The 13,100-nt window shown below is 47.8% G+C and carries 9 protein-coding genes and 1 pseudogene; 7 read left to right on the top strand and 3 right to left on the bottom strand.

Annotated elements, in window-relative coordinates; translation table 11 throughout:
- Positions 1-148: 148 nt before the first annotated feature.
- The gene (gene rluF, locus ACXACM_RS02280) at positions 149-889 is read left to right on the top strand and encodes a 23S rRNA pseudouridine(2604) synthase RluF (RefSeq protein WP_474824193.1); all 741 of its coding nucleotides are present in this window, start codon (positions 149-151) and stop codon (positions 887-889) included.
- Positions 890-954: 65 nt separating this feature from the next.
- Here the strand turns inward: rluF and ACXACM_RS02275 are convergent, their stop codons facing one another.
- Positions 955-1,818: a DNA ligase gene (locus ACXACM_RS02275; RefSeq protein WP_474819510.1), complete on the bottom strand. Its 864-nt coding sequence runs from the start codon at positions 1,816-1,818 to the stop codon at positions 955-957.
- Positions 1,819-2,032: 214 nt separating this feature from the next.
- Between ACXACM_RS02275 and ACXACM_RS02270 the strand changes: the two genes are divergently transcribed.
- The 3 genes from ACXACM_RS02270 (at position 2,033) to ACXACM_RS02260 (ending at position 5,192) form a co-directional block, all read left to right on the top strand.
- Positions 2,033-3,190, top strand: a complete 1,158-nt coding sequence (locus ACXACM_RS02270; RefSeq protein ID WP_474819508.1) for a serine hydrolase domain-containing protein — start codon at positions 2,033-2,035, stop codon at positions 3,188-3,190.
- Between the two features lie 84 nt (positions 3,191-3,274).
- Complete coding sequence (locus ACXACM_RS02265; RefSeq protein ID WP_474819507.1) at positions 3,275-3,970, top strand: response regulator transcription factor; 696 nt, start codon at positions 3,275-3,277, stop codon at positions 3,968-3,970.
- Entirely contained in the window at positions 3,963-5,192 is a 1,230-nt protein-coding gene (locus ACXACM_RS02260; protein ID WP_474819506.1) for a sensor histidine kinase, read from the top strand. The genes ACXACM_RS02265 and ACXACM_RS02260 overlap by 8 nt, the downstream gene beginning before the upstream one ends.
- On the opposite strand, the gene ACXACM_RS02255 is transcribed toward ACXACM_RS02260, so the two are convergent.
- A complete protein-coding gene (locus ACXACM_RS02255) occupies positions 5,158-5,835 on the bottom strand; it encodes a hypothetical protein (RefSeq protein WP_474819505.1) in 678 nt (225 codons plus the stop codon). The genes ACXACM_RS02260 and ACXACM_RS02255 overlap by 35 nt on opposite strands.
- Before the next feature lie 263 nt (positions 5,836-6,098).
- Between ACXACM_RS02255 and ACXACM_RS02250 the strand changes: the two are divergent.
- Both ACXACM_RS02250 and ACXACM_RS02245 read left to right on the top strand, forming a co-directional pair.
- Positions 6,099-6,809: pseudogene (locus ACXACM_RS02250) on the top strand (serine/threonine-protein kinase); the annotation flags it as partial.
- Complete coding sequence (locus ACXACM_RS02245; RefSeq protein ID WP_474824191.1) at positions 6,783-8,510, top strand: FKBP-type peptidyl-prolyl cis-trans isomerase; 1,728 nt, start codon at positions 6,783-6,785, stop codon at positions 8,508-8,510. The pseudogene ACXACM_RS02250 and the gene ACXACM_RS02245, both read left to right, overlap by 27 nt.
- 44 nt (positions 8,511-8,554) lie before the next feature.
- On the opposite strand, the gene ACXACM_RS02240 is transcribed toward ACXACM_RS02245, so the two are convergent.
- Positions 8,555-9,520: a sugar phosphate isomerase/epimerase family protein gene (locus ACXACM_RS02240; RefSeq protein WP_474819503.1), complete on the bottom strand. Its 966-nt coding sequence runs from the start codon at positions 9,518-9,520 to the stop codon at positions 8,555-8,557.
- A 361-nt stretch (positions 9,521-9,881) separates the two neighbouring features.
- On the opposite strand from ACXACM_RS02240, the gene ACXACM_RS02235 reads away from it, so the two are divergent.
- Positions 9,882-13,064 carry a glycosyl hydrolase gene (locus ACXACM_RS02235; protein WP_474819502.1) on the top strand — a complete coding sequence of 1,061 codons (3,183 nt, stop codon included), beginning with the start codon at positions 9,882-9,884 and terminating at the stop codon, positions 13,062-13,064.
- The last annotated feature ends 36 nt before the right edge of the window (positions 13,065-13,100 follow it).

The raw sequence follows: 13,100 nt of genomic DNA, 5'->3' as shown, positions 1-13,100 counted from the left end.
AAAGCCGTCTGTATTGTACAATTTCAATGTAGAGTAATGTGTCCATATGGGTACATCAAGTACCGGGCATGAATACTGTCCAACTTACCGGTATAATACGTTTTCTTTTTTGTCAGCTGGCAATGTCGCCCCACAGGATAGTTACACCATGAGTTCAGAGCAGCCCAAACGTCTCAATAAATACATCAGTGATACCGGCCATTGCTCGCGCAGGGAAGCCGATAAGCTGATTGAGCAAAAGCGGGTGACGGTGAACAATAAGCCACCAGAGCTAGGCACCAAGGTAAATGCAGGAGACGTGGTAAAGGTAGATGGCAAAGTAATTGGCGCGGTGGCGAAAGACAAATCTGACCGTGTGTATATTGTTTACAACAAACCCATTGGCATTACCTGCACCACTGAACGCCATGTAAAGGGTAATATCATTGATGCTATCAACCACAAAGAACGCATTTTTCCCATAGGTCGGTTAGACAAACCCTCTGAAGGGCTAATTTTGCTCACCAGCGACGGTGACATCGTGAATAAAATTCTGCGTGCGGAAAATGCCCACGACAAAGAATATGAGGTCACGGTAAACCAGCCAATCAGCCCTCGATTTTTGCAGAAAATGGCCAAAGGTGTACCGATTCTCGGTACGGTAACAAAACCCTGTGTAGTTAAACCCAGGGGAAAATTCAGTTTTACTATTATTTTAACCCAAGGCTTAAACCGACAAATTCGTCGCATGTGCGAATTTTTAGGTTATGAGGTTACCAAGCTCAAGCGCAATCGTATTATGCATATCACACTGGGTAAATTACGCCCGGGGCAATGGCGTAATCTTACTGAGGAAGAGCTGAATAAACTTAATGCAGCGGTAAAACACTCCAGTAAAACGGCCGTGTGAATTTGGTGGCATTGGGCATGGTTTATTAAAGCTTTTCGGCAGGTGTAGAAATCACCCTGATACTCTTAACGAACAGGGGGCGGAAAATCGCCCTTAGGCCTTTGCCGCAAAAAGCTGGCAAATCTGGGTTTTCCTAAGTCAGTCGTTCCGTAATATTTATAGGTCACCCAACTACCTATGGGCGGAGGGTGTTGCCGGTCGTTGTCGGTAAAGCCTGTGCCTATTTTGAACTGCACACCCGCTGTGGTTTTTACTACCAATGCTCCCATCATCCCCGCGTATTTACCTTTACCCGGTGTGTGCGCAAGTACTTGCGCTTCCGCATCCTCGAACAGTTTGGCTTTCAGCAAGTGAGGTGAGCGGCCATTGGCGTAAAAGGCCTGCTTGTGATGCAACATTAGCCCTTCACCACCAGCATCAATGACCTCATGGAGTTGCGCTTCCAGTGTTTGGTGATTGCGTATGGTTACTTGCTTAATAACGGCAATGTGTTTGTTGTTGGTATTGGCCATCAACTCTGTCATTGCGCTTACCCGTTCGACAAAAGGTCCGCCGTGGTCAGGCAAATCGAAAAGCATGAATTTCACGCGTTGCCAACGGTTATCGGGCTTATCTCTTAATACAATAGAAGCAATGCGCTGAAAGTCTGCCCGTTTCGTCCACAGCTCGCCATCAAGGGGCACATTTGGCCAGTGCTTGGTAAACCACGCCGGAGCATGAATGGGGTTACCGGTGCGGGAAAGCAGTGTTGAGCCTGTCCATCTTGCGCGCACGCCATCGAGCTTTTCACTCACTAAATAATGCTCAAGATTTACGTGTTTGTTGTAGGTCGATGCCAGCTGAAGTGATGTATTGGCTACCGCCCATGGCGCTGATGTAACTAACCAAACACAGCAAATAAAACTCAATATACCGGTAAAACGGAACATTACTTTAGCTCGTTAAGTGGGAATCATTTCTTCATACTAGCGATTGAATACCGCGTTTTCGCCGGCCAGAAGACGGGTTTTGCAACTATCTGGCATGTTTCACCTTTCCTTCACCCAAGGTTTTCTAAAGTAGCGGCAACATTATAACTAACGACGGGAACGCCGAGGTGGCCGCAGGTCTGGGTTCGGTCGTAACTGATTAAAGGAAAACCCAATGAAAGCAACACGATTACATATCCCCCTTCTGGTAGCGGCAAGTCTCAGTTTATTGTCAGCTTGTGGCTCCAGTAACTCATCATCTTCATCAGAGCCTGCTCCGGTGCAGCCTGGAACTGATTCCTATCAGGATTGGCTGGACGACACAGTGGGTGATGATATTCCCGGAATTATATTGCATGTGCAAGGCGATGAGGTGTCTTTTACTGGCTCGGCCGGTGTTGCGAGTCGGACAACATTTGCGCCCATGTCGGCAGATCTGCAAATGCCCGCGGGCAGCGCCGGTAAAAAAGCCACAGCACTACTGGTGGCTTTGCTGCACGAAGATGGCGTTTTACACATTGATGATAAAATAGCGCAATACCTACCCGATAGTGTGCTGGATAACATTCCCAACAGCCGTGACATCACCATCAGGCAGTTGTTAAATCACACTGCTGGTGTGCATGATTACCTCGATTCAGATACCTCGGCGGCGTGGTTTGAAGCAGGACAAAGCAGTATTGGTGTGCTCAAGTCAGATATCGACGCCCTGTCTTTTGTATTTAACAAACCGGCGTATTTCGCCCCTGGGGAAGGGGTTCACTATTCTAACTCCCACTACTTGCTGGCGGGGTTAGTGCTAGATAGCGTCTTGGGAGAGCATCATCATACTGCCCTTCGAAATCGGGTACTTATTCCTCTTGGTATGAATAACACTTACTACAGCGGCTGGGAAAATGATCTGGGCGAAGCTATTTCTGGCTACTTATTACTTGGTGACGAAATGCTTGATACCCGGCCTTTTTACGCCAGTGTAGGCGTTGCTGATGCCCCGTTAGTAACTACCGTAACAGATCTGTCTGCTCTGCTTACGGCAATCATATCTGATGATAGTCCGTTGTCAGATGAAGTGCGCGATATTCTGGCGGGAGAAGACAGTATTATTGAAACGCCTTATGACATGGATTTCGGCTTAGGCGTTTTCAAAGAACTGATTAATGGTAAGGTAGTGTTTCACCATGGCGGTGATGAAGCGGGTTACAAAACCACTAACGCCTATGTGGAGCACAACAATACGGTGATAACACTGTTTGCCAACTGCAACGGCTATGATATTTGTAGCAATACGGTAGATGCATTAATGCAGGCAGTGTTAGCCAGTGTGTTGGAATAAAAAAGAGTGTTGTAGAGAGTGGCGGCGAGGCATTACGTCGCCCTTTTGAGAAAGTGAAAGTTCCTCTTGAAACAGGATAAAAGGATGTCACAGAGCACACTGTCGGTATTACTTATTGAAGATAATCTGGCCTTGGCAAAGCAGGTAACCCGGTTTCTGGAAGGGCTGGGCTGGCAGTTAGATTTCGCTGACAAAGGCATGCAAGGAGTGTCCTTAGCACTTGCCCATCATTACGATGTGATTGTTCTTGATTTGAATTTACCAGACTGCGACGGGTTAACGGTTTGTCAGCAAATAAAACAGCAACAAACCCGCCTTAACCCCATTTTAATGCTTACCGCCAGAGATGCGTTTGAAGATAAAGCAAAAGGTTTTACCCAAGGCGCAGATGATTACCTCACCAAGCCCTGTGACCTGCGTGAACTCGCACTTCGATGTGAGGCACTGGCGCGCAGGCCGCAGTTACATTCCGCCACGACATTGTCCAAGGGTGGTCTCAAGCTTGATGTGAAAGCCAATGTGGCTTCCTGGCAAGGAGAGCAACTTAAAATAACCAAAGTGGGTTTTCAACTGTTACATGAATTGGCAAAAGCCTATCCGCAACCGGTGGCTCGCAGCGACCTTATCGCCGAGCTCTGGAACGACGAATTGCCCGAAAGCAACCCACTGAAATCTCATATGTACAATTTGCGCAAAACCTTTGCCCAACAAGCGCCAGCACTGCAACTGGTTACCATCGGTAATATTGGCTATCAATTAAAAGGGCTTGAGAGTGTTTAAGGGAATTCGCGCTCAGTTATTTTTCGGCTTTGGCGCGCTGGTGTTGGTTATCAACCTGTTCTATTTTCGTGTGACTACCTTGTTTGTGGATGTGACTGAAGAAGTGGTTGCGCACTACGTGTTGGAGAAGGAAGCGAGTTTACTGTCTCCAGAGATAGCACAAGCACTACGTAAAGACGATGCTCAGGCCCAGTTTCAAACTGAAGGTATGTTCATCTTGCAGCGGGAGGCACTTTTTCGCTTCTCGGAGGTATCGCAAAGCCTACACGACGAGCGGCTTTACACATTCGGGCATGAGGGAGAAAAGGGGTATGCTTACGCATTGTCTGCTACCCCGGAATCAAGTTCTGAGTGGTTGGTACTCAACACGCAAAATGGAGGGACTCTGTCGTACTTCTCTTCGGTTTTTAGTGTGTTTCTCATCAGCATTTCCCTGGCAGTCATTCTGCTTACAGTTCTGAGTACCTGGTTTATTGCAGCGAAACTGTCTGCGCCCATTATCGCCCTGACAAATAAAGTGGGGTCACAGCAAGCAGAAAAACCATGCAGCATTTCAGAGGCTTCCAGGCAGGACGAAATCGGACAGTTGGCGCTGACCTTTGAAAATACCTTTCAGGCCTTACAGCATGCCTGGCGCAGAGAGCACAACTTTGCCAGTGATGTTAGCCATGAACTGCGCACACCCATTGCGCTTATTCGCAATACACTGGTGCTCAATGAAAATGGCGTGATGTCGGAGGATGACAAACAAATTTTGTCCCAGTCTACCGATGCATTACAAAACACCGTTGAGGTATTGCTTGCTTTGGCCAGAAAGGAAAATTTAGTGTTTAAGCCTTGGCCGTTGCTGCCGTTTATTGAACGAGCAACCCTGGCATTGTATGGCTCAGCATCAACCACTGATTTTAACATTGACGTGCAAATTGATAAAAACATGGTGGTAACGGGTAATGATCATCTTATCGCCTTGTTACTGCAAAATCTTATCAATAATGGCTTCTACCACGGCGGAGCAGGGGGCATGCGTATCTATGCCGAAGAACAACGAGTGATTTTCGAAAATGCTATTACGACATCGTCTTCACAGGCATATCAGGGGTTGGGACACGGGCAATACTTAGTCAGGCGTATTGCAGAAGTCATGGGCTGGTCAGTATCAGTGAACAGCACGCCAACGCTTTATGGCGTTACTGTGCAACCGGCTTTTCCTGAAGCCCGGTAGTACGACTTCGGCGAATAAAAGTGATGCCTATAGCGATAAACCACAGTATTTGGGCAAGACCAAATATTACACCTGCTTGTGACAGTGCCGGAATCAGGGTCAAGCAACCTATAAAGCCTACGGCCGCACCAAAGTATTGCAATAGCATGTAAGGCAATCGAAAGTACAACCCGTGTAAACTTAGGGTGAGTAACCAAATACCACCTACCCATTCCACACCGTCGCCTAACCCTACCTGCAAGCTATAAATCGCAAACCATACTGCAGATTGCTCATCGTCTGGCAAATGCATCAGGTATTCGATTGATAGTGCAGCGATCAGGCCACAGGCAATGACATAAGATGCCCAGATAAAACCAAACATCATGGTGATGTGGTAGCTAAGCGTTTGATTGGCGCCTATAAAGCGGTTTACGCCACGTGTCAGCACCAGCAAGTTTATGCCAAAAATGACAAATATGATGACGTACCACAATTGGAAAAAACGACCATTACTGAGAATAAAAGCCAGTCGCTGGTGAGGATTCAGATGGATCCCTGGCTCTATATAGAAAATCATCACAAAGCCCACTACAAAACAACTTGCACACAGCAAGGCTGCTATTCCAGCCGTGCGGTAGATTTTGCCATGCTTAGCATCCATGGTGTTGCCTTTTGCGTTTGTTGTGGTGGATGAGTGTGAACACTATGAGAATAATGGTTCCTGCATGCAAGCTAACTACAACCTAATTTGCAACAAATCTTGTCCACCCTCGGGCAGCACCTCCCTTTCATATCATGCCAGCGGCACCAGGCTGAAAAATAAACGATTGCGTCAACAAGGTGTTCTCGCTAAAGTTTTATGTCAAAACTTGTTATAGCCAATAGTCATAAACGCAATGGATGTTGAAGGCAGGACGTTAGCACATGGAAAACATCGGTAAGTACAAAATAATAAAACAGTTAGGTGCAGGTGGTTTTGGTCAGGTGTACCTGGCACACGATGCCCACATCAATCGCGATGTCGCCATTAAAGTATTTCATCCAAAGGATGAAAACCTTATCGCCTTTGCCACATCTTCTGACACTGAAGGGCTGGATGTTTTGCGTCGTCGTTTTGCCAATGAAGCGCGTATTTTGGGGTCGCTGGAAGATAACCCTTATGTGATCAACATTCTCGAATTTGGTGAGTTACCCGATGGCTCGCCCTATTACATCATGCCGTTTATGGCTCACTCGTTAACAGAAAAGTTAGGCAAGGACGTCTTTGATGCCAGCACGGTGGCAGAGCTTACAGACGATCAAAAACCCCGCGCCATGCCCTTCGACGAAGCGCTTGCGGTATTTGCTCAAATCCTCACTGGTATTGCCGGGGCCCACGAGAAAGGGCTGGTTCATCGTGATATCAAGCCATCGAACATTATGCTTAGTGCTGGTGGTGATGTACGCATTGTAGATTTTGGTATTGCTAAAGCCCCTGATTCCGGTCATAGCACGGTATCGCAACTGGGAATGGGAAGCCGTAACTACATGGCACCAGAGCAACGGGAAAGCGCTAAACACGTAGATGCCCGGGCCGACGTGTATAGCTTAGGCACACTAGGCTACCGTATGTTTACTGGTCGTTTGCCGACGGGCCGCTATGCAGATCCCAATGTGCTTGTGCCGAGCATATCGCAGGCTTTAAACGACGTGCTAATAAAAGCCATTAGCGAGCACAAAGATGGCAGGTATTCCGACGCTGTGGCATTTAACGCCGCTTTTAACCGTGCATTGTCAGAGCAGGGAAGTATTACCGGGGCTGAAACTACCGCCACCTGGGTGGGAGGGAGCGATGGCATCGCCGCTGAATTATTGCCTCTCGAAGAAAAAATCATCCACTATCTCAACGAAAATGGAGAAGTAAAAGATAACAACAAGGCAGTGTTACAGGCTTTAGCTGATCTTGTTGACTTACCAGCAGATGGATTGGATGAACTGATTGCTCGTGTAGCAAAGCAACAGGCCAACAGTTCACCTCAGCAAAAAGCGTTTCAGCGCTGGGTGGATAACCTCAATCGCAAACGAGCAACAGGCGAAACCCTTTCAGCAGAACAGGTTGATGCATTGCTTGTGGCAGGTGTTGCCAGTACAGGTAAGCAGAAGTCTGATTTGCACAGTATTGTAGAGCAAAAAGGCCTGGTTACTTCCGCTGTCAAGACTAATACAACGGCAGAAACCGAAACGTCTACGGTAAAACAATCGCCTGCGCCAACAGAAAAGCCCGCCAAAACATCGGCAAAATGGCCCGCCGTGGTCGTACTTTTTGCGGTGGTGTTAGGTGGCGCGTATTGGGTAAGTACCTCGTCTACAAGTCAGAATAAGGTGGGTCAGGGTGAACTTAGCCTCAGCAATAATGCTGGTGAACAAACCTTGCGCTTAAACGCTGGGGATGACAACGCCGAACCTGATGTTGAAGAAACAGAAAAAGAACAACGGGTTACACCTAAGACGGATTTTGAGAAAGAATTGTATTCTGCAGGAGTTGTAACCGGCAACTACGTCAATGAAAAATCTTCGCAGCAAGAGCTCCCTGAAGATGAAATAAGAAAAGGCTTTGAAGCGGGGATTGTCAATAAACCAGCCATTGATGCAAGTGATGCTGCAGCTCTGCTTAAAGCGGCTGAAGGCAAAGAAGCCTTTGAAATTGCTGACAGAACTCAGGTCGCTTATGCCATGGGACAATCAATAGGGCTTTACTTCCATAAAGTGTTTGGCGATTTTGATAGATGGGACGGCCGGGAAAAGGCAGAATTAGCCATCAGTGGTAAAAAGATGGTCACCGGTGGTTTCACAGATGGTCTTAAGGCTGCAGCGGTACTCTCCGAGGACGAGATAAAAAACTACTCCGCTAAGTTCAGCGAAAGAATGGAAACCCTTAAAAAACAATACGAAGAAAACATCGCCAGCCGCAACATAGAAATAGGTAAACAATACCTGGCAGAAAATGCCAAAAAGCCAGGGGTGATTACAACAGCAAGCGGCCTGCAATATGAAGTCATAAGAGCGGGTACTGGCGCATCACCCGATGCCGATGACACTGTTACCGTGCACTATAGCGGCACGCTAATAGACGGCACTGAATTCGACTCGTCTTACGCGCGCAATGAGCGAATTTCCTTTCCTTTAAACAAAGTGATTGAAGGGTGGACAGAAGGGCTGCAACTCATGAAAGAAGGGGCTAAGTTTCGCCTTTTCATTCCTGCAGATCTTGCTTATGGCGAACGCACCACTGGCGCCATTACAGCCAATAGTACGTTGATATTCGAGGTTGAACTTTTTAAGGTGGAAAAGAACTGATTAGCATATTTACAGTAATCAGTGTGCTGTTCAACCAGCCCTTGTTACAACGACGCTTTCGTATAGGCGAGGGTGGCTTTAGTGCCATCCATTTCGCTTAAACGGTTTCCTTCATATTCGACACTGTAGAAGCCAGTAAACCCTGCTTTTTGTAAAATTGCGAATAGAGGCGGGTATGCCAATGTGGTTTCTTCTCCCTGTTCGTTGAAATCATGAGCTTTTACACTAACGCCACGAGTGAACGGCGCGAGATCATAGATGCCTTGCACTCTGTCGTATCGCCGCTCGGGTTCAATGTTCCAGCCGCCCATAAAGAAGTTGTCTATATCGGTAAACACACCTAGGTTTTTATGGTTTGCCCGTTCTATGAGCATGGCCAGCCAGGCGCCATTGTTCGACGCGTAGCCGTGATTTTCTACAAGCAGTTCGATATTCATGTCAGCGGCGTGGTCTGCCAGTATGTGTAACGCTTCGGCGCAGTTGTCTAATTGTTGTAAATATGAACCGTCGCCATAGGCATTAACACGAAATTGTTTGCAGTTTAGCGTTGCTGCGGTATCGAGCCAGCGCTTGTGTAAGTCGATAGATGCTTGCCGTTTAGCGGCTGAGCTAGCCCCCAACTCACCGGTTTGGTCACACATTAACACCTGGAACGCCACGCCGTTGTCGTTTGCCCGCTGATTAAATTCCCGCAAATACGCTGTATTACTGTGATAGGCAAAAAACAGCACATTGACGAGATCGATATGGGTTAAGCCTAACTCTCGGGCGACTGAACAAATATCCCGTGGGTCGAGGGTTCCTTGTAATACACGCTCTGGCTGGTCGGAATGCAGGGTTTTGAGGAAAGCCGGGTAATTGTCTTTGCTGTTTCCTAAAATCCCGCGATGAAATGACCATTGGGAGACAGATAGTTTATGTTGCTCATGCGCTGTGCCGAAGCTGTTTGGTGCTACCGCTAGTGCGTAGCCTGCAGCAGCGGTTTTGAGAAACTGACGACGATTAAACATAACGTGCTTCCTAAGTAAGATAGCAGGACGACGAAACAGGATTATGGCTTTATTTGAACCGGTTCACAATAGTCGCAGGAGCAAGACGTTAAAATATGCTAATGGTGCCTCTTTTCACATTAGCTGAATTGATGCTCAAGAAAAAGTCTCATTTATCCTTTGAGAGGGGGCGACTTGCAAATCATCTAATAGAATAATTATTCACTACACTTGGCAGTAATACGTTAAAAAAATGTTGATCTACGTTTCTATTGTAAGTATATTGTAAAAAATAAACCGGTTCATTTTGTTCGTTCCGGTTTTTTAAATAATTAAAAATGAACCGGTTCATTTATTTGGGCCAACGTGGGAAATGAGAACAATGAACAGAAACCGAATGCTATTTGCTCGGAGTATGCTGGGTGCCAGCATACTCATGGGGTTAGGTGGTTGCCTCGGCGGCGACGATTTAAATACAGAAACGGCGGTTTACCAACCGGAAGAGAAACCGCTCAATATTATTGCTCCTGAGAATATGGAGATTAAGCCAGGCGATACAGTGACGCTGGAAGCGAAGCTGGTAGGAACCAGCAGTGGCGAGATCATTAACTGGATGCAAGTGGGTGGCAGTGCTGTTGACCTGGATACTAACACAGGCACAACAGTATCCTTCACCGTGCCTGACTCTGTCGTCTCAGACAAGCTCATTTTTGATATTGCTATCACCGATGGCAGTGGTAATGCCGTGACAAACGACGATGGTGAGCCTATTGTAGACACCGTTGAAGTGACTGTCTTTGACCCTGATTCTGTGGTGAACATGGATGTCGGTGATGCCAACGCGGTGCTTAATGGTGCAACGCTGGTGATGCCTGGTGACGACAATTTCGTTATGGGCGCAAATAATGACGTGCATACCGACGATTTAGAACCCGGCATGACAGTGGTTTTCCCGGTAGACGCTGCGCCAGGTTTTTATACACTTAACGTGCGATACACCATTCCTTCCAGCTACGGCGGCAAAGTGGCTAACGTCAATGTTAATGGCGTCGATTACGCGCTGGAATTTGATGCCACTGGTCAATGGGAAGAAATGCGCGTTGGCGTGGTAGAAGTTGTTGATGGTGACAATAACATCGAAGTTGGCGGCGGCTGGAACTACTACCGTATCGATGGTATCTCACTGATTCCTTCTGCTGAACCACCACCGCCTTTGCCCGTTACTCCTGAACTGGTGAACCCCAATGCCACTCAGGAAGCGATTGATCTAATGGCGTTCTTAAGCGAGAACTACCTTACATCTACACTCAGCGGGCAAACTGAATTTCCGCAAAAAGAAGATGATTCCTTCCCGCTTTTCGAAACTCAGAAAATTGAAGCGGCCACGGGCGATGACTCGCCGGCTATTATCGCTTTCGATTACATGAATTACTCTACGTCTTACGACGGCGATAACTTTACTGGTCTTACCGAAGCTATTATTGCCCATAAGGCAGAGCGCAACTTTATTGTGTCTGCATTATTCCATTGGCGTGCGCCCAGTGGCAACACAGGTACTGGCAACGGGAGTTTCTATACAGACGGTACCACCTTCGACGTTGCAGCGGCTCTGGCTGATACCAGCTCGGCTGAATATGCGGAGTTATTAGCTGACATTGATATTGTTGCGGCTGAACTTAAGATGTTGCAAGACGCGGGCATTCCTGTACTGTGGCGTCCCCTTCACGAAGCGCAGGGCGCGTGGTTCTGGTGGGGTGCAAAAGGCGCAGATGCTTTCAAGGGTTTATGGGCACTGATGTACGACCGCCTGACAAATCATCACGAATTAAACAACCTTATTTGGGTGTTTACCCACACAGATGGGTTGGGGGAAGACTGGTACCCAGGCGACAACATGGTGGATATTGTGGGCTTCGACGGTTACGGCGACCCGCGCAATGATGATACTCACACCTTTGCATCGCAATATAAAACCCTGCAAGACCGCCACAACGGTAAAAAAATGGTGGCGCTGACAGAAACCGGCACCATTCCTGATGTGTCCCTCATGCATGACCAGGGCGCTATGTGGTCATTCTTTATTACCTGGAATTCAGAGTTCTGGAATCCCGATTCAGTGATTGGCCCACAAGGCGCAGCACCGGCTGAGGTTGATGCGAACTACGCTTTTGATGGCGTGCTAAACGTTGATGACGTACCCGGCGGGCGCGCCAAAATCAGTGGTGTTTATGCCGATTTTGAATTGCCAGTTGGCAGTTGGCAGGCACAGCTTAACTGGTCTCCCACTGATGGTATCGCTATTTCTGATTCATGGGCACAAACCGGTGCTTATGCATTGTCGCTCACGAAGGACATGACCCAACCAGATTCCCTCGATAACGTTGTATTCCAAACGTATCCGGCTGGTGGTATCGATGTAACTGATATTGACGAGCTGAGTATTACAGTCAACACACAGGACGCAGGCCCTAACATTGTGGCGCATATCTTTTTCAAAGCGCCGGATGACGTAGAAAGCTGGCCAGATGCTGTACCTGTGGCAGAAGGGGGTACTACCTTAACCATTGATGTGAGTGCCGTGGATATGCTCAATGGACTAGGCGTGCGCTTTATGGGCCTGGACGGCACAGCAACTGAGGCGACATATCTCATTGACAGTATTGCTCTTGATGGTGACGTGATAGAGGATTTTGAGCCTGATGCGATGGGCTGGGAAGGTCAGGTGAATTGGTCTGGCGTACCTGGTATTACCTTGTCGCGTGAATGGGCGAGTGAAGGTAATCAGTCCCTCGCGTTATATCAGGATCTCTCCCAATTAGACTCCGCCGAAAACATTGTGCTGCAAACTTATCCGGCGGGTGGCATTGACGTTACCGACGTCACCACGTTAACCATTGACGTTAACGCCATCGGTGCCGGCAGTAGTGTAGACGGACACATCTTCTTTAAAGCGCCAGATGGCGTGGAAAGTTGGCCTGCAGCTACAGCGCTGGAAGAGGGTGGTTCAACCCTGTCCATTGATGTTAGCGAAGTAAGCACGATAAACGGTTTAGGCGTGCGCTTTAACAACGCCGATACGGCCAGTACAAACGCCATGTTTTTTGTCGATGCCATCAAATTGGACGGTGAGCAATATCAAAACTTCGAAGGAACAGACGGTTTTGAGCTGCAAGTGAACTGGTCGCCTGCCTTGGGCTTAACGTTGGCCGATGATTGGGCTGACAGTGGTAACTTTGCCCTGCAAGGTGAGATAACCCTAGCTGATGGCGATGAAGTGGTTATACAAACTTATCCGGAAAATGGCATTTTGCTGGGTGATGACGTGACAACACTCAGCCTTGAAGTGTACGTACCTGAAGCGAGCGCTGACACCACGGCAAAACTGTGGGCAAAAGACAAAGACGGAAACTGGCGCGATGCCGGCGCTACCGCCTTAACTGAGGGAATGGCAAGCCTGTCACTGGATATCAGCGACATCAGTGAACTACAAGGCTTTGGTGTGCAGTTCCAGGGGTTAACCTCTGCACAATCCACATTCTATGTAGACACCATTTTACTCGACTAAAGCTGTATGCCGGGCACACTGGTGTCCGGTATGCCG

Source organism: Alteromonas sp. AWQ4_252 (assembly GCF_056158205.1).
Note: the sequence above shows the minus strand (reverse complement) of the source record. Positions and strands in the feature narration are given on the sequence as shown.

What these genes read in the sequence shown, in the direction of transcription:
- rluF (WP_474824193.1), top strand. Translation starts at nt 149, where the DNA reads ATGAGTTCAGAGCAGCCCAAACGTCTCAATAAATACATCAGTGATACC.
- ACXACM_RS02275 (WP_474819510.1), bottom strand. Translation starts at nt 1,818, where the DNA reads ATGTTCCGTTTTACCGGTATATTGAGTTTTATTTGCTGTGTTTGGTTA.
- ACXACM_RS02270 (WP_474819508.1), top strand. Translation starts at nt 2,033, where the DNA reads ATGAAAGCAACACGATTACATATCCCCCTTCTGGTAGCGGCAAGTCTC.
- ACXACM_RS02265 (WP_474819507.1), top strand. Translation starts at nt 3,275, where the DNA reads ATGTCACAGAGCACACTGTCGGTATTACTTATTGAAGATAATCTGGCC.
- ACXACM_RS02255 (WP_474819505.1), bottom strand. Translation starts at nt 5,835, where the DNA reads ATGGATGCTAAGCATGGCAAAATCTACCGCACGGCTGGAATAGCAGCC.
- ACXACM_RS02245 (WP_474824191.1), top strand. Translation starts at nt 6,783, where the DNA reads ATGTTTACTGGTCGTTTGCCGACGGGCCGCTATGCAGATCCCAATGTG.
- ACXACM_RS02240 (WP_474819503.1), bottom strand. Translation starts at nt 9,520, where the DNA reads ATGTTTAATCGTCGTCAGTTTCTCAAAACCGCTGCTGCAGGCTACGCA.
- ACXACM_RS02235 (WP_474819502.1), top strand. Translation starts at nt 9,882, where the DNA reads ATGAACAGAAACCGAATGCTATTTGCTCGGAGTATGCTGGGTGCCAGC.